Source organism: Variovorax sp. Varisp41 (assembly GCF_047325085.1).
Taxonomy (GTDB): Bacteria; Pseudomonadota; Gammaproteobacteria; order Burkholderiales; family Burkholderiaceae_C; genus Variovorax.
Genome location: NZ_CP168540.1, coordinates 4333726 through 4349362, shown reverse-complemented (window position 1 = coordinate 4349362; position 15637 = coordinate 4333726). Strand labels below are relative to the sequence as shown.

Below are 15637 nucleotides of genomic sequence, written 5' to 3'. Positions count from 1 at the left end.
CCCATGCGCTCAGCTCCTCGAGCGGGTCGCGAACAGCCCGTTGGGCCGCACGTAGAGCACCGCGATCACCAGCAGCAGGATCGTGGCCTTGGCCATCGAGCCGCTCATCAGGTACTCGAGCCAGGTCTGCGACTGCGCGATGGCGAAGCCCGAGAGCGCGGTGCCGATCAGGCTCTGCACGCCGCCGAACACCACCACGATGAAGGAGTCGACGATGTAGAGCTGGCCGGTGCCGGGGTTGGTCGAGCCGATCATCGTGAACACCGCGCCCGCGATGCCCGCCAGGCCCGCGCCCAGCGCGAAGGTCAGCGCATCGACGCGCTGCGTGTCGATGCCGACCGCGCCCGCGATCGCGCGGTTCTGCGTCACCGCGCGCACCTTCAGCCCCCAGGAGGTGCGGTAGAGCAGCAGGTAGACGCCGATGGCGACGATGGCCGTGAGCCCCACGATGAACAGGCGCGTGAGCGGCAGCTGGATGCCCGGTGTGGGCTCCCACGCGCCGGCGAGCCAGGAGGCCAGCGGCACGCTGACTTCCTGCGCGCCGAACAGCGAGCGGTAGGCCTGCTGCAGCATGAGGCTCAGGCCCCAGGTCGCGAGCAGGGTGTCGAGCGGCCGGTCGTAGAAGAAGCGGATGAAGCCGCGCTCCAGCACATAGCCGAACGCGAAGGTCACGGCGAACGCGAACGGGATCGCGGCGAACAGGTAGAGGTCCATGAAGCCCGGCGCGTAGTGCTCGAAGAAGCGCGACGCCAGGTAGGTCATGTAGGCACCGAGCGCCATCAGCTCGCCGTGCGCCATGTTGATGACGCCCATCAGGCCGAACACGATGGCCAGCCCGATCGCCATCAACAGCAGGATGGTGAACAGGCTCACGCCGTTGAACACCTGCATCACCGCGATGTCGAAGTTCATCGCGTTCAGACCTTCGGGAACGGGTTGGGCTCGACCAGCTGCGGCGATTCCCAGACGATGTCGAACTGCCCGTCGGGCCGCGCGCGGCCCACGCGCACCTTCTTCCACACGTGGTGGTTGGTGGCGTGCACGCGCACCGTGCCCTCGGGCGCCTCGATCTCCACGCCCGCGGCGGCGGCCGTGACCTTGTCGACCTCGAAGGACTTGGCCTTCTCCACCGCCAGCTTCCAGAGGTACACGCTGTTGTAGGCCACCTCCATCGGGTCGCCGATCACGCGGTCCTGGCCGTACTTGGCCTTGAAGGCCTTCACGAACTTCTCGTTGGCCGGCGACTTGATGCTCTGGAAGTAGCCCATGCAGGCGTAGTAGCCCGCGGCGTTGTCCTTGCCGATGCCTTCGATCTCGTTCTCCGACACCACGGTCGACAGCAGCACCTGCTTCGTGCCGTCGAGCCCGGCCGCGCGCAGCTGCTTGTAGAAGGCCACGTTCGAGCCGCCGACCACCGTGCTGTAGATGCAGTCGGGCTTGGCGGCCTTGATCTTGTTGATGATCGAGGAGAACTCGGTGTGGCCCAGCGGCGCGTATTCCTCGCCGAGCACCTTGCCGCCGGCCTTGGCGATCGCGGGCTTGGCGATCTTGTTGCAGGTGCGCGGATAGATGTAGTCCGAGCCCACGAGGAAGAAGTTCTTGCCTTTCTCGCGCGCCATCCATTCGATCGCCGCGATCACCGACTGCGTGGCTTCCTGCGAGGGATAGAACACGCGCTTGTCCTGCTCCTGGCCCTCGTAGTAGGTGGGATAGAACAGCAGGCCCTTGGCCTGGGCGAGCACCGGCAGCAGCGCCTTGCGCGAGGCCGAGGTGTAGCAGCCGATGATGGCCGCCACCTTGTCGCGCTCGAGCAGCTTGCGCGCCTTCTCGGCGAACACCGGGTTCTCGCTCGCGCCGTCTTCCACCACGGCCTCGATCTTCTTGCCGAGCACGCCGCCGGCGGCGTTGATCTCCTCGATCGCGAGCTTCTCGGCGTCGACCAGCGAGGCCTCGGCGATCGCGATCGTGCCCGAGAGCGAATGCAGCAGCCCGAGCTTCACCGTGCCGCCGTCCTGCGCGAAGGCCAGCGGTGCCACGCCGCCCGCGGCGCCCAGCACGATCATCGAGCCGCCGGTCTTCACGATCTGGCGGCGGTTGAAAGCGTTCGTCATGTCAAATTCCTTTGTGGTTGTGCGAGTCGTCAGGAAGATCCGACCTTCGGAACCGCGCTCGGGGTGTCTCCTCCCGCCACGCGGCCCTGCAAACGGGCGCTTCGTCGCCAGTGCTTTCGCTTCGGGCAAAGCTCCGCCAGCGGATGCATGCATCCGTTTCGACGAAAGCCCTGTTGCGACCGAAAAAACAAAAAGGCCCGAACCGGTGTTCAAACCGATTCGGGCCTTGTTGCCCGACACCTCGCTGGCAGCATTGGCAGCGGGCGTCGCATGACTGGTAACGATTGCTCGTTGCGGCGGATTCTTCTCAACCCGCGCCGGTCTGCAAATACGTTGTTGTGCGGATTGGCGTGGCGGCGGGGACTGTGCTATTTGCGCGCACAGGCGCGCCTGGGGCCACTTCGACGGAGGTCAGCGCGGCCGCGCGAAGTCCGCGTCGATCCAGGCCGAGGCGCTGGTGGCGCTGAGCTTGAACGAGGCCGGCACGTTCACGCGCGCGAGCTCGCTGTCGTCGGCCTCGTCGAAGGCGCTCAGCGTGGCCGAGGGGTTGTCCTCGTCGGGCACGATGGCCAGCGTGACGCGGATGCGCCGCTCGCCGGCGCTCACCGTCACGCTGCGGTTGAGCGTGGCGTGCAGCTGCTGCTCGTGGCGGCGGATCACCTCGGCCGCGGTCTTCACCAGCGTGGAGAAGGCGGGGCCGTCGAGCGGCTTGGGGTTCTTCTTGTCGCGGCCCATGGTCCAGGGGCCGACCAGCGCGGGCTCGGGATCGCCATGGCGCGTCATCTCGACGGCCCAGCCGTCGTCTTCCTCGTTCTTGATGATGCGGGCGGTCCAGCGCTCGTCGCGCCAGAGGCGGTCCTGTTGCAGCGGGAGGGTGTCGTCGGATTCGGTGGTCGGGGTCGTGTCGGTCATTCGGGAGCGGAGGTTCTTGCGCGTGCCATTGTCCCCTGGCCGGCGATGTAGGCCTGCAGCCCCTCGGCCAGCGCGTCGAAGGTGACGCGGCAGCGCGGGCTCGCGCGCAGGTCCTCGTGCATCGTGACCCAGGTCTCGAGCTTCAGCGACAGCGCGCGCGGCAGCAGCCGCACCAGCGCCGGGCCGCGCCGCGCCAGCGCGACCTGGCACACGCCGATGCCGGCGCCCGCGCGGATCAGCGCCATCTGCGCGAGGTCGCTGTCGGTGCGCAGCGAGAAGGCGTCGCGCGTGAAGCCCTTGAAGGACTTGATCGCGTCGCGCACGAAGGCCGTGGGCTGGTCGTAGCCGATCAGCGTGTGGCGCATCAGCTCCTCGGCCGTGCGCGGCGTGCCGTGGCGCGCGAGGTAGTCGGGATGGGCATGGAAACCCAGCTCGATGTCGCCGATGCGGCGCGCCACCAATTGCTCCTGGCGCGGGCGCACCATGCGCACCGCGATGTCGGCCTCGCGCCGCAGCAGGTCCTGCACGCGGTTGGTCGACACCAGCTCGACCTTGAGCGCGGGATGGGCCTCGCGCAGCTTCGCCACGATCGGCGGCAGCACCTCCACCGCGACCACCTCGCTGGTCGACACCCGCACCACGCCGCGCACGCCTTCGCCCTGGCCGCTGGCCGCGCGCTGCAGCGAGGCGGCCGTGCTCTCCATGGCCTCGGCATGCGTGCGCAGCGCCAGCGCCACCTCGGTGGGCAGCAGCCCGACCTGCGAGCGCGTGAAGAGCACCACCTCGAGCGCCTCCTCGAGCGCCGCGACGTGGCGCCCGACGGTGGGTTGCGTGATGCTGAGCGCGCGCGCCGCGCCCGAGAGGGAGCCCTCGCGCAGCACGCCGAGGAAGGAGCGGTAGAGCTCCCAGCTGATGGTCCAGGTCATGCATAAATGTATGGCTGATGGCTCATGTTCGGCAATTCCATTCCAACCCCGGCCTGCCCAGAATTCATCCATCGATCACTGTTCTGGAGATGTTTCATGGCAAGCAACGACACGGTTCTGGTTCTGGGCGCGACGGGCGGCGTCGGCGGCGAGATGGCACGCCAGCTGCGCGACGCGGGATGGCGGGTGCGCGCGATGAAGCGCGGCGCGGTGCCGGAGCGGCGCGACGGCATCGACTGGGTGGGCGGCGACGCGATGGATGCGCGGGACGTGCGCGAGGCCGCGCGCGGCTGCGCCGTCATCGTGCATGCGGTCAACCCGCCCGGCTACCGCCGCTGGTCGGAACTGGTGCTGCCGATGCTCGACCACACGATCGCGGCAGCCAAGGCCGAGGGCGCGACCATCGTGCTGCCCGGCAACGTCTACAACTACGGCGCCGATGCCTTCCCGCTGCTGGCCGAGGATGCGCCCCAGCATCCGGCCACGCGCAAGGGCGCGATCCGGGTCGAGATGGAGCGCCGCCTCGAGCTGGCCAGCCGCGAGGGCGCGCGCGTGCTGATCGTGCGCGCCGGCGACTTCTTCGGCCCGAAGGCCGGCAACAACTGGTTCTCGCAGGGGCTGGTGAAGGCAGGGCAGCCGGTCAGGGGCGTGAGCTATCCCGGCGATGCCGGCGTCGGCCACCTCTGGTCGTACCTGCCCGACGTGGCCCGCACCATGGTCGAGCTGCTGGCGCGGCGCGATCGGCTCGAGCCCTTCGCCAGCTTCCACATGGCCGGCCACTGGGACGCCGACGGCACGCGCATGGCCGATGCCATCCGCCGCGTGGTGGCGCGCCGCACCGGCACGCAGGTGCGCGTGTCGGCCTTCCCGTGGTGGCCGCTGCTGCTGGCCTCGCCCTTCGTCGCCACCTTCCGCGAGCTGCGCGAGATGCGCTACCTGTGGCGCACGCCCGTGGCCATGGACAACGCGAAGCTGGTGGCGCTGCTCGGCCGCGAGCCGCACACGCCGCTCGACGAGGCGGTCGAGGCCGCGCTCGAAGGCATGGGCTGCCTGCAGGCGGCGCCACGCGCGGCGCTGGCCTGAGCGCGGCGCGGGGGCGTCGTTTTCGACCATCGGGCCGGGATGCTGATAGCCTGAGTTGCCGCGCTCAGCCACCGCAACCCAGCCCTTCCTGCCATGCCCGACTTCCGCTCGCCCGACTTCCTGATCGGCCACGTGCAGCACACGCTCGCGTTCTACGATGGCCGCAGCCTCGATCCGAGCGGCGGCTTCTTCCACTTCTTCAAGGACGACGGCACGGTCTACGACCGCCGCACGCGCCACCTGGTGAGCAGCACGCGCTTCGTCTTCAACAACGCCACCGCCTGGCGCCGCTTCGGCCGGCCCGAGCATCTGGCGGCGACGCGCCACGGCCTCGATTTCCTGCAGCGCGCCCATGCGCATCCGCAAGGCGGCTACCTGTGGGAGCTCGACTGGCACCAGGGCCGTGCGCAGGTGCGCGACGGCACCCACTACTGCTATGGCCTGGCCTTCGTGCTGCTAGCGTATGCGCATGCGGCGATGGCCGGCGTGGACGAGGCACGCGCGGGCATCGAATCGACCTGGCAGCTGCTCGAGCGGCATTTCTGGGAGCCGCGCCACCAGCTCTATGCGAACGAAGCCACCGCCTACTGGGCCGTGTCTCCCTACCGCGGCCAGAACGCCAACATGCATGCCTGCGAGGCGATGATGGCGGCCTTCGAGGCCACGGGCGACGCGAAGTACCTCGACCGCGCGGCGACGCTGGCGCAGGCGATCGCGCTGCGCCAGGCCGACCTGACCGGCGGCCGGGTCTGGGAGCACTTCCGCGAGGACTGGTCGGTCGATGCCGACCACAACCGCGGCAACCGCGCCGACATCTTCAAGCCCTGGGGCTTCCAGACCGGCCACCTGACCGAGTGGGCCAAGCTGCTGCTGCAGCTCGAGGGCCTGCTCGCCGGCCGGGGCGTGGAGACCGGCTGGATGCTGCCGCGCGCGCAGTCGCTGTTCGAGGCGGCGATGCGCCACGGCTGGGACGCCGAGTTAGGCGGCCTGGTCTACGGCTTCGATCCCGAGGGCGCGCTCTACGACGGCGACAAGTACTTCTGGGTGCAGGCCGAGAGCTTCGCGGCCGCCGCGCTGCTCGCGGTGCGCACCGGCGAGCCGCGCTACTGGGACTGGTACGACCGGATCTGGGACTACGCCTGGCGGCACATGGTCGACCATCGACACGGCGCGTGGTTTCGCATCCTGTCGCGCGACAACCGCAAGCTCGGCGACGAGAAGAGCCCGGCCGGCAAGACCGACTACCACACGATGGGCGCCTGCCACGACGTGCTGCGCGCGCTCGGCGCCTGAAGCCACTCAGAACACCGACAGCCCCGTGCGCGCCACGAACATCTCGAGCGCCTTCATGCCCAGCAGCGAGTTGCCGGTGGCATCGAGCGCGGGCGACCATACGCTGAGCGTGAGCCGGTCGGGCACCACGGCCACGATGCCGCCGCCCACGCCGCTCTTGCAGGGCAGGCCGATCGAGAAGGCCACGTCGCCCGCGGCGTCGTAGGTGCCGCAGGTGAGCATCAGCGCGTTGATGCGCCGGGTCTGGCGCTCGCTGGTGATCGCGGCCTCGCCGTCGATCGGGTGCGCGCCGTCGCGGCACAGGTAGCCGGCGGCGCGCGCGAGCTGGCGGCAGCTCATGCGCAGCGCGCACTGGTGGAAGTAGGTGTCGAGCACCTCGGTCACGTCGTTGTCGAGCTTGCCGAAGCTCTTCATGAAGTTGGCCAGCGCCACGTTGCGAAAGCCGGTCTCGGCCTCCGAGCGCGCGACCTCCTCGTCGAAGCCCACGGGCTCGCCGGTCAGGCTGGCCATGAGCGCGAGGATGCGCGCCTTGGCGCTGCCGCCCTCGGCGCGCGCATGGCTCACGAGCCGGTCGGCGACCGCAATCGCGCCCGCATTGATGAAGGGATTGCGCGGCTTGCCCTGCTCGTTCTCGAGCTGCACCAGCGAGTTGAACGGATTGCCCGAGGGCTCGCGGCCGATGCGCTCCCACAGCGCGTCGCCCACGGCCTGCATCGCGAGCGTGAGCGTGAACAGCTTCGACACGCTCTGGATCGAGAACGGCGTGTCGGCGTCGCCGGCCGCGGCCTCCTCGCCGTCGCAGGTGCGCAGCGCGATGCCGAACTGCCGCGCGTCGACGCGCGCGAGCGCCGGGATGTAGCTGGCCACCGTGCCGGCCTGGCCCAGCAGCGGCTGCATCGCGGCCGCGATCTCGTCGAGCACGGGCTGGAATCGGGTGGATGTCGCCATGTCGCTCGTTCCTTCAGGCGCGGCGCGCGCCGCCGCGGTTGACCAGCACGATGCCCACCGCCACGCCGGCCAGCGCCACCACCAGCTGCGGCGTGAGCGGCTCGGACAGCAGCAGCACGCCGAACACCAGCGCGAACAGCGGCGTGAGGAAGGTGAAGGAGGACATCTGCGTGGCCGGGTAGTGGCGCAGCATCCACATCCACGCGAGGTAGCTCGCGAAGGCGCCGATCACGGTCTGCAATGCGATCGAGGTCCAGGCCCAGGCCGAGTAGTGCGTGCCCCAGGTCTCGCCGAGCAGCAGCGAGATCAGAGGGCAGACCGCGGCCGTCACGGCAACTTGGTAGAACAGCGTCTTCTCGGCGCTCGCGGTGGCGAGCCGGGTGGCGCGCAGCGTCAGCGTGGTCAGACCCCACAGCATGCCGGCGGCCAGTGCCAGCGCGTCGCCACGCAGTTGCGAGGAGGAGGTGTGGCCGAAGCCTTCGCTGAAGGCCAGCACCACGGCCGCGAAGGCGATCGCGAGCCCGGCCCACTGCAGGCCGCGCAGCCGCTCGGCCGGCACCCAGCGCGGCAGGAACAGCGAGACCCAGAACGGCGCCGTGTAGAGGAACACCGTGAGCCGCGAGGCGCTGGTGAGCTGCAGCCCCAGGTAGATGCCCGCGAACTCTCCCGCGAACAGCAGCCCCGCGAGCAGGCCGCCGGGCAGCGTGCCGTCGCGCTCGAACAGCGGCACCTTGCGCCAGGCGCACCACAGCCCCAGCAGCACGACCGCGCCGGCCATGCGCATCGAGGCCTGCCACATCGGCGGCACCTCGGCCACGGTGGTCTTGATGAGGATCTGCTGCAGGCCCCAGAAGGCGCAGCAGACGACGAGCAGGCCGATGGCGAGCGCGTCGAGGTGGGTTTTTCTCTGGATCATCTGTTGTTCGTTCTTCGCAAGGCGGCGCGCCCGCATCGCGCGGCGGCGCCAGCGATCCTAGCGCGCGGCCGTTTCATCGATGCGCGCTCAGCGCCCCGCGACCGGGTACGGCGGCTTGCCGCGCGTGCCCACCATCAGGTCGGGCACCACCGCCTCGACGTCGGGCAGCGCGCGCGCCGCGCGTTCGAGCTGGCGTGCCAGCGCGGGCGAGGGCACGCAGCCCTGCAGGTAGACCCAGCGCCGCTGCACCATGACCCACACGCTGCCCCGGCGCACACCCGGCACCGCCTCGAGCGCGGCGCGCACCTTGGGCGCGAGCGGCTTGTCGTAGCGGTAGGCGTTGCTGTCGCTGCATTTGCCCGCGAGCCAGCAGCTGGTGCCGCGCTCGAGTCGCGAATGAATCTGGATGCGACGCTCCTCGGCCGTGTAGAACGGGCCTTCGGGTTCGGGGCAGCCCGGCAGTCCGGCCGAGACGCGGAAGAAGGGATCGTCGAACCAGTTCTGCTTGAGCGGTGCGGCGGCGTCCTGCGCGCTTGCCGCATGCGGCGCGGCCACGGCGCACAGCAGGGCGAGCACCGGCGCCGCGTGCTTCACAAGGGATGTTCCGTGTAGAAGCGGCCGCCGTGGAACAACAGCGGCGAGGCGCCGGCGTCGTGGCTGCAGCGCTCCACCTCGCCGACGAAGATCACGTGGTCGCCCTCGTCGTAGCGGCTGCGGTTGAAGCACTCGAAGCTCGCCGCGGCGCCCGCGAGCACCGGCGCGCCGCCCAGGCCCTCGGTGAAGGCCACGTTGGCCCAGCGGTCGATGTCCTTGGTGGCGAAGCGCTCGGCCAGCGTCTTCTGGCTGGCCGCGAGGATGTTCACCGTGTAGTGCGAGCCGGCCCGCAGCGCGGCCATCGAGGCGGCGCTGCGCGACAGGCTCCACAGCACCAGCGGCGGCGACAGCGAGACCGAATTGAAGGAGTTGGCGGTGAGCCCGACCAGCGCGCCGTTGGCCGCGCGTGCCGTGACGATGGTCACGCCGGTGGCGAACATGCCGAGCGCCGCGCGGAATTCAGCGGACGAGAAGGTGGGCGGCTGGGCGCGGCGCAAGGTGGTCACGAGGGAGCGGGAACGGTGGAGGGCAGGGGGCTATTCTGGCGCACCCGTCCTTCCCGCCCCCGGCGCGGCCGACATCACCTCGGTCACGAAGCGGGTGTAGGCCGCCGCGGCCGGCGAGGGCGTGCGGCCCGCGAGCCTGACCAGGCCGTAGTGGGTGCGCATGCCGTCGAGGCCCGCGATGGGCAATGGCACCAGCGGCTGGGTCTCGTGGCGGAAGGCCGGCGCATCGGGCGCCAGCACCACGGCGCGTGCCGTGAGCGCGAGATGGCGCAGGGTGCCGGTGTCGTCGCAGACCAGGTTGAACACGCCGCGGCCGGTACGCTTCGCCTGGCGCTCGAACTGCGCGGCCACGCGCGCGGGCAGCCTGGGTCCGGCGACCGGGTAGTCCATCGCCTGCTCGAGCGTGACCGAGGCCAGCCTGCGCAGCGGATGGCGCGGCTGCACGAAGAACGAGACCGGCACGTCGGGCAGCCGCATCGTCTCGAGACCGCCCTGGCGCGCGAGGTCGCGCGTGTCGGCGATGAACAGGTCGATCTCGCGCCGGTGCAGCCGCTCGGCCAGCGTGGCGGTGTCGGCCACCTCGGTGCGCACCGAGAGCTGTGGATGCCGCTGCACCAGCAAGGTCAGCGCCGCGCGCCCGAGCATGCCGGCCGCGAACGGGCCCAGGCCCACCTGCAGGCTGCCGGCGGCCAGGCCCTCGAGCTGCAGCACGTCCTCCTTGAGCTGGCGCGCGTCGATGAGCAGTTCGCGGGCGCGCGCCAGCACCAGCTCGCCGGCCTGCGTGAAGCGCACCGTGCCGTAGGCGCGGTCGATCAGCCGGACCTGCAGGCCCTCCTCGAGCGCCTCGATGCTGCGCGAGAGCGCGGGCTGCGAGAGGTGCGAGGCCTGGGCCGCGCGGCCGAAGCTGCCCTGCTCGGCGAGGGCGACGAGGTGCTGGAGCTGGCGCAGCTGCATGACGATCTTGTGTTTTTCTTTAAATCGATCGACGTATTTTGCATTTGCCAATGGTTTGGGGGCTGCCCAGAATCGCGCCACTTTCCAGCTTCCAGCTTCGCGTCAGGCCGCACATGCATCTCCTCCACGTCTTCCCACGCGCGCATCGCGCCGCCGCCGCCTGCGCCGCGATGGCCTGCGCCATGGCCTTCGCGCAGCCGGCAACGCCCCTCGCGCCCAAGCCGCCGGAGCCCGCCACGCTGGCCGCCAACGCCGAGTTCGCGAAGACGCTGCCCTTCGCCGACCGGCGCGATTTCGAGGACGCGATGCGCGGCTTCATCGGCACCGTGCCCGACGCGCTGGTGCCCGGCGCCGGCGAGCGCCCGGCATGGAGCATGAAGCCCTACGGCTTCCTGCAGGCCGACGCGCCGGCCGACAGCGTCAACCCGAGCCTGTGGCGCCAGGCGCAGCTCAATGCGATCCACGGGCTGTTCCGCGTGACCGACCGGGTCTACCAGGTGCGCGGCTTCGACATCGCGAACATGACCATCGTCGAGGGCGACGGCACGCTGATCGTGATCGACCCGCTGCTCGCCGCCGAGACCGCGCGCGCCGCGCTCGCGCTGTACTACCAGCACCGGCCGCGCAAGCCGGTCGGCACCGTGATCTACACGCACGGCCACGCCGACCACTTCGGCGGCGTCAAGGGCGTGGTCGACGAGGCCGACGTGGCGGCCGGCAAGGTGCAGGTGATCGCGCCCTCGGGCTTCATGGAGACCGCGGTGGCCGAGAACATCCTCGCGGGCAACGCGATGAGCCGGCGCTCGCAGTACCAGTTCGGCTCGCTGCTGCCGCCGGGCGTGCGCGGCCAGGTCGACACCGGGCTGGGCAAGGCGCTGGCGCGCGGCACCGTCACGCTGATCGCGCCCACCGCCACCATCGACAAGCCGACCGAGGAGCGCACCATCGACGGCGTGCAGTTCGTGTTCCAGCTCGTGCCGGGCTCGGAGGCGCCGTCCGAGATGCTGATGTACCTGCCGCAGTTCCGCGTGCTCGACATGGCCGAGGACGTGACGCACACCATGCACAACCTCTACACCATCCGCGGCGCCGAGGTGCGCGACGGCAGCTTGTGGTCGAAGTACATCGACCAGGCGCGCGTGGCCTTCGGCGACAGGACCGACGTGCTGATCGCGCAGCACCACTGGCCCACCACCGGGCGCGAGCGCATCGTCGAGCTGCTGAAGAAGCAGCGCGACATGTACAAGTTCATCAACGACCAGTCGCTGCGGCTGCTCAACCACGGCTACACCGCGGCCGACATCGCCGAGACCCTGCGCATGCCCGCGAGCCTCGAACAGGAATGGTCGGCGCGCGGCTACTACGGCACCCTGCGGCACAACGCGAAGGCGGTCTACCAGAAGTACCTGGGCTGGTACGACGCCAATCCCGCCAACCTGAATCCGCTGCCGCCCGTGGCCCAGGCCCGCAAGACGGTGGAGTACATGGGCGGCGCCGAGGCGGTGATCGCGCGCGCCCGCGGCGATTTCGCCAGGGGCGAGTACCGCTGGGTCGCGAGCGCGATGAGCCAGGTGGTGTATGCCGATCCCTCGAACCGCGCGGCGCGCGAGCTCGGCGCCGACGCGCTCGAGCAGCTGGGCTACCAGTCGGAGGCCGGCACCTGGCGCAGCGCCTACCTGGTGGGCGCGATGGAGCTGCGCAACGGCGTGCCGAAGATCCCGTCGGGCGGCACCGCCAACGCCGACACGCTCAAGGCCGTGAGCAACGACCTGTTCTTCGACTACCTCGGCGTGCGCCTCGATGCCGCGAAGGCCGAGGGCAAGCGGCTGGTCATCAACTGGAACTTCACGGATTCGAAGCAGCAGTTCGTGCTGACGCTCGAGAACTCGGCCCTGACCCACATCGCCGGGCGGCAGCCGGATGCCGACGCCACGGTGACGCTGAGCCGCGCCGCGCTCGACGCCGTGACGCTGAAGCAGACCAGCTTTCCGGCCGCGGTGCTGGCCGGCCAGGTGCGCATCGAGGGCGACCGCGCGAAGCTGGCCGAGCTGATGGCGATGCTCGACAGCTTCGAGCCGATGTTCCCGGTGGTGGAGCCGCGATGAACGCGGCTCAGGGCAGGTCGGGCAGCGGCATGCCGCCGACGACGACCTGGCCCAGCGTGTCCAGGTAGGTCTGCCAGAAGCGCGTGGGCTGCTGGCCCTTGCCGGGCCGGCCGAAGTCGCACACGCCGGTGGGGAAGGCGGCCTTCAGGCGCGACCATTGCGCGTCCGAGAACACCACCGTGCCATAGCTCGCGCGGTCGAGCGGCGCGAGCTGGCACTCGAGCACGTCGCCCGTGATGGCCTCGCCGGCCGCCATGCGCGTCGAGCCGTCGGCCAGGCCGGTGCATTCGAGCATCGAGAGCCCCGTGCCGTCGGCGCTGCCGCAACGGTCGTTGGCGCTGGCCGGGCGATGGGCGATCACCTTCTGCGCGAGCGGCGTGGCGCCGCCGTCCCGCTCGATCGCGCCGAGCCAGGCATCCATCGTGTCGTAGGCCTCGCGCTGGCTGCCGGCCTGGTACCAGATCGCCTGGTTGGCGTGGCCGCCGTTGGCGCGGTCGAGCCGCGCGCGCAGGGTCCACGAGCGGTGCTGGTGATGAATGCCGCTGATGTCGAGCGTGCGGATGTCGATGATCGCCACCTGGCCCAGGCCGTTGGCCTGGTTGAACGAGCCCGAGCGGTACGAGGCCTCGATCGCGCCCGGATCGGCCGCCACGCGCGGCGCCTGCGGCGCGTAGTCGATGGTGTGCGAGCCGATGTTCGCGTTGAGGTCCACGAACTGCTCGGCGCTGATGCGGCCCGCCTTCAGCGCGAGCAGGCCGTACTGCAGGCCCACGTTCGAGTAAGGCCGGTTGGCGAAGCCGTCGGGCCGCTTGCCGAAGATCGAGATCGCCGAGTCGGCCGAGGTGCAGCGCGCGCCGCCGGGGTTGAAGGTGGCGTCGTAGCGCGCGCCCGGGGGCGCGTCGCAGCCGCCGAGCGCGGTGGGCGAGGTGCCGGGGATGTTCGCGATGTTGGTCGCGTAGGGGTTCAGGTTGTTGTTGAACTTGTAGAAGTCGATCCACTCGGTGCACACGGCGGTGTTCAGGTGGCCCGAGGCGGCGGCCTGCTGGTCGGGCGTCCACGCGGTGGCGGTGCGGCCGAAGTAGTTGCGCAGCAGCGCGCAGTCCTCGACCTCGTTGCCGGTCGATCCCGCGTCGGGGAAGGAGGCGCCGACGATGATCCCCTGGTAGAGGCCCGGGTAGGCGTTGGCCATCCACTGCTGGGCGATGGCGCCGCCCGAGCTGCCGTAGCCGAAGGTGTAGCGCAGCTCGCCGTAGGCCTCGACGATGCGCTCCTTGGCCATCATCGTGGCCTCGGCCTGCACGGCGATGTTGCAGTTGTGGCCCGAGTCGTTGAGCGACACGGCCAGCACCGCGAAGCCGCGCGAGAGCGCATCGCGGTCGAGCACGCGCTGCGAGGACAGGGCGTTGGACTGGCCGTAGCCGTTGCCGCAGCCCGAGCCATGCTGGATCAGCAGCTTGCGGTTCCACGCGGCCTGCGGCTGCCACGGCGCCCAGGGCTTCGCGGGATCGAACAGCACCGCCACGTCGTAGTAGTCGCGGTCCTGCACGCCGGTCTCGATGCGCACCACGAAGGGCACGGTGCGGCCCTGGTCGGTGGTGGTGGTGGCGATGTCGGCCGGCGGCCGGGCCGGGTCGTAGGGCTGGAAGCCCGCGACGGCCGGATCGCTCGACAGGTACTTGAAGCTGTAGCTCACGGGGCGATTGCAGTCGGCGTCCTGCGCGCCGGCATCGCAGGCCCAGGGCTGGATCTGCGGGCCGTAGAGGATGCGCCCGCCGTTGGCGTGGTTGGTGATCACTAGCGACGACAGCGCCGTGTCGCCGGCGCGCGCGGTCAGCAGGTGGCGGCCCTCGCTCATGCCGGTGACCAGCCCCATGAAGCGCTCGCCGGGCCGCATCGCGAACGCGGACGACACGTCGGTGCCGTCGAGCTCGATGCGCAGCGCGCTCGCCGCGATGCCCGCGGCCGGCACGATCTCGACCAGCGCGTCGCCGCCGCTGACGAGGTCCGCGCGGTTCGACAGCACCTTGATGTCGGCCGCCTTGGTCGTCGTTGCGGGCGGCTGCGCGGGGTTGCCCGTGCTCGCGGGCGGAAGGCCCGCGAAGCGCGCGCCGCCATCGCCGCCCCCGCAGCCGGCAAGCAGCGCGCCGCCGCCGATGCACCACGCCGCCAGCAGCACGCCGCCGCGGCCGCTCCATGTCTTCTCGCTCATCGTGTCTCCAGGTATTGATTGGCGGCGCGATGCTAGGCAGCGCGCGCGGCCATGGCTTCCACGAAACGGCGCGGCTTTTCAGAATCTTGCAATTGCTTGCGGGCGCTGCGGGCAAACCTGCATGCCCGCGGCGGGCCGCGCGCCGGACACTCGTGTTTTCCCTCTCCGACAGAAAGACAAGACGCCCGTGCAGACCTTCGCCGAGCGATTCGACACCACGACCGCGTCCCGCACGAAGTTCGAACCCGAGGCGGTCCTGCTGCAGGACCAGGGCCTCTGGCCCGGGCTGCGGCTCGAGGAGTGGCGCGGCTCGGGCGGGGAGATGCCCGAGACCGTGCTGTTCCAGCACGGCGTGATGCTCCACCACGAGGCACTGACCTCCGCGCGCATCCACTGGTCGGGGCACCGGCCGGTGACGGGTGACTTCGCGCCGGGCAGCTTCGGCATCTTTCCCGCCGGGCTGTCGTACAGCGGGCATGCGCGCGGCCGCTGGCGCGGCGTGGTGCTGGGGCTGACGCCGGGCCTGGTGCAGGCGGTCTCGAGCTCGCCGGGCGCGAGGACGGTCGAGCTGGTGCCGGGCAACGGCATCCGCGACGGCTTCGTCTGGCAGGCCAGCCTCGCGCTCGCCGCCGACATCCGCGAGGGCTATCCGGGCGGCGCGATCTACGGGGAAAGCATCGCGGTGGCGCTGGCGGCCTACCTGCGGCGGCACCATGCGGCCGATCCGCGGCTGCAGGTCGAGCGCATCGATGCCGGCGACGCGCTGCGCCGGCGCGTGCAGCAGTTCATCCTCGACCAGTTGCACGAGAAGCTCACGCTCGCCGAGATGGCGGCCTTCGTGCAACTCGATGTCTATTCGTTCGCGCGCTGGTTCAAGCGCGCCTTCGGCATGCCGCCGCACCGTTACCTGACGGCCGCGCGGATCGCGCGCGCGAGGACGCTGTTGCTGCGCACCGAGCTGAGCCTGGTCGAGATCGCGCTGCAGTGCGGCTTCAGCAGCCAGAGCCACCTGTCGAGCGCGTTCCGGCGCTTCGCCGGCATCGCGCCCGGCAGCTACCGGGCGCGCGGGAGGGAATGAGG

14 protein-coding genes are annotated in these 15637 nt (G+C 70.6%); 4 read left to right on the top strand and 10 right to left on the bottom strand.

Annotation, left to right across the window (positions count from 1 at the left end; genetic code table 11):
- Positions 1-9 precede the first annotated feature (9 nt).
- From urtB to ACEN9J_RS20025, 4 genes are all read right to left on the bottom strand, one after another.
- The gene (gene urtB / locus ACEN9J_RS20040; RefSeq protein ID WP_093343802.1) at positions 10-912 is read right to left on the bottom strand and encodes an urea ABC transporter permease subunit UrtB; all 903 of its coding nucleotides are present in this window, start codon (positions 910-912) and stop codon (positions 10-12) included.
- Between the two features lie 5 nt (positions 913-917).
- Positions 918-2111, bottom strand: coding sequence for an urea ABC transporter substrate-binding protein (urtA, locus tag ACEN9J_RS20035; protein ID WP_413761867.1), 1194 nt, complete (start codon positions 2109-2111; stop codon positions 918-920).
- Between the two features lie 411 nt (positions 2112-2522).
- Positions 2523-3023, bottom strand: a complete 501-nt coding sequence (locus ACEN9J_RS20030; protein ID WP_413761866.1) for a hypothetical protein — start codon at positions 3021-3023, stop codon at positions 2523-2525.
- A complete protein-coding gene (locus ACEN9J_RS20025) occupies positions 3020-3949 on the bottom strand; it encodes a LysR family transcriptional regulator (protein ID WP_413761865.1) in 930 nt (309 codons plus the stop codon). Before ACEN9J_RS20025 ends, ACEN9J_RS20030 begins: the two co-directional genes overlap by 4 nt.
- A gap of 96 nt (positions 3950-4045) precedes the next feature.
- On the opposite strand from ACEN9J_RS20025, the gene ACEN9J_RS20020 reads away from it, so the two are divergent.
- Positions 4046-5032, top strand: coding sequence for an NAD-dependent epimerase/dehydratase family protein (locus ACEN9J_RS20020; RefSeq protein ID WP_296729853.1), 987 nt, complete (start codon positions 4046-4048; stop codon positions 5030-5032).
- A 93-nt stretch (positions 5033-5125) separates the two neighbouring features.
- Positions 5126-6325 (top strand): AGE family epimerase/isomerase, encoded by a 1200-nt coding sequence (locus tag ACEN9J_RS20015; RefSeq protein ID WP_413761864.1) that lies wholly within the window; start codon positions 5126-5128, stop codon positions 6323-6325.
- A gap of 6 nt (positions 6326-6331) precedes the next feature.
- On the opposite strand, the gene ACEN9J_RS20010 is transcribed toward ACEN9J_RS20015, so the two are convergent.
- The 5 genes from ACEN9J_RS20010 to ACEN9J_RS19990 form a co-directional block, all read right to left on the bottom strand.
- Complete coding sequence (locus tag ACEN9J_RS20010) at positions 6332-7273, bottom strand: glutaminase (RefSeq protein ID WP_296729849.1); 942 nt, start codon at positions 7271-7273, stop codon at positions 6332-6334.
- A 13-nt stretch (positions 7274-7286) separates the two neighbouring features.
- Complete coding sequence (locus ACEN9J_RS20005) at positions 7287-8189, bottom strand: DMT family transporter (RefSeq protein ID WP_057592405.1); 903 nt, start codon at positions 8187-8189, stop codon at positions 7287-7289.
- Between the two features lie 87 nt (positions 8190-8276).
- Positions 8277-8783 carry a BON domain-containing protein gene (locus ACEN9J_RS20000; RefSeq protein ID WP_093343813.1) on the bottom strand — a complete coding sequence of 169 codons (507 nt, stop codon included), beginning with the start codon at positions 8781-8783 and terminating at the stop codon, positions 8277-8279.
- Positions 8780-9289 carry a flavin reductase family protein gene (locus ACEN9J_RS19995; protein ID WP_413761863.1) on the bottom strand — a complete coding sequence of 170 codons (510 nt, stop codon included), beginning with the start codon at positions 9287-9289 and terminating at the stop codon, positions 8780-8782. Before ACEN9J_RS19995 ends, ACEN9J_RS20000 begins: the two co-directional genes overlap by 4 nt.
- Before the next feature lie 30 nt (positions 9290-9319).
- Entirely contained in the window at positions 9320-10243 is a 924-nt protein-coding gene (locus ACEN9J_RS19990) for a LysR family transcriptional regulator (protein ID WP_413761862.1), read from the bottom strand.
- Positions 10244-10356: 113 nt separating this feature from the next.
- Between ACEN9J_RS19990 and ACEN9J_RS19985 the strand changes: the two genes are divergently transcribed.
- Positions 10357-12348, top strand: a complete 1992-nt coding sequence (locus tag ACEN9J_RS19985; RefSeq protein WP_413761861.1) for an alkyl/aryl-sulfatase — start codon at positions 10357-10359, stop codon at positions 12346-12348.
- 7 nt (positions 12349-12355) lie between these two features.
- Here ACEN9J_RS19985 and ACEN9J_RS19980 read toward each other — a convergent pair whose 3' ends face one another.
- The gene (locus ACEN9J_RS19980; RefSeq protein ID WP_413761860.1) at positions 12356-14557 is read right to left on the bottom strand and encodes a DUF6351 family protein; all 2202 of its coding nucleotides are present in this window, start codon (positions 14555-14557) and stop codon (positions 12356-12358) included.
- A 187-nt stretch (positions 14558-14744) separates the two neighbouring features.
- Here ACEN9J_RS19980 and ACEN9J_RS19975 point away from each other — a divergent pair, with 187 nt between their 5' ends.
- On the top strand, positions 14745-15635 hold the full coding sequence (locus tag ACEN9J_RS19975; RefSeq protein ID WP_057592385.1) for a helix-turn-helix domain-containing protein: 891 nt from the start codon (positions 14745-14747) through the stop codon (positions 15633-15635).
- Positions 15636-15637 lie beyond the last annotated feature (2 nt).

Coding starts and splice junctions, on each gene's coding strand:
- urtB (WP_093343802.1), bottom strand. CDS start 912: ATGAACTTCGACATCGCGGTGATGCAGGTGTTCAACGGCGTGAGCCTG.
- urtA (WP_413761867.1), bottom strand. CDS start 2,111: ATGACGAACGCTTTCAACCGCCGCCAGATCGTGAAGACCGGCGGCTCG.
- ACEN9J_RS20030 (WP_413761866.1), bottom strand. CDS start 3,023: ATGACCGACACGACCCCGACCACCGAATCCGACGACACCCTCCCGCTG.
- ACEN9J_RS20025 (WP_413761865.1), bottom strand. CDS start 3,949: ATGACCTGGACCATCAGCTGGGAGCTCTACCGCTCCTTCCTCGGCGTG.
- ACEN9J_RS20020 (WP_296729853.1), top strand. CDS start 4,046: ATGGCAAGCAACGACACGGTTCTGGTTCTGGGCGCGACGGGCGGCGTC.
- ACEN9J_RS20015 (WP_413761864.1), top strand. CDS start 5,126: ATGCCCGACTTCCGCTCGCCCGACTTCCTGATCGGCCACGTGCAGCAC.
- ACEN9J_RS20010 (WP_296729849.1), bottom strand. CDS start 7,273: ATGGCGACATCCACCCGATTCCAGCCCGTGCTCGACGAGATCGCGGCC.
- ACEN9J_RS20005 (WP_057592405.1), bottom strand. CDS start 8,189: ATGATCCAGAGAAAAACCCACCTCGACGCGCTCGCCATCGGCCTGCTC.
- ACEN9J_RS19990 (WP_413761862.1), bottom strand. CDS start 10,243: ATGCAGCTGCGCCAGCTCCAGCACCTCGTCGCCCTCGCCGAGCAGGGC.
- ACEN9J_RS19985 (WP_413761861.1), top strand. CDS start 10,357: ATGCATCTCCTCCACGTCTTCCCACGCGCGCATCGCGCCGCCGCCGCC.
- ACEN9J_RS19980 (WP_413761860.1), bottom strand. CDS start 14,557: ATGAGCGAGAAGACATGGAGCGGCCGCGGCGGCGTGCTGCTGGCGGCG.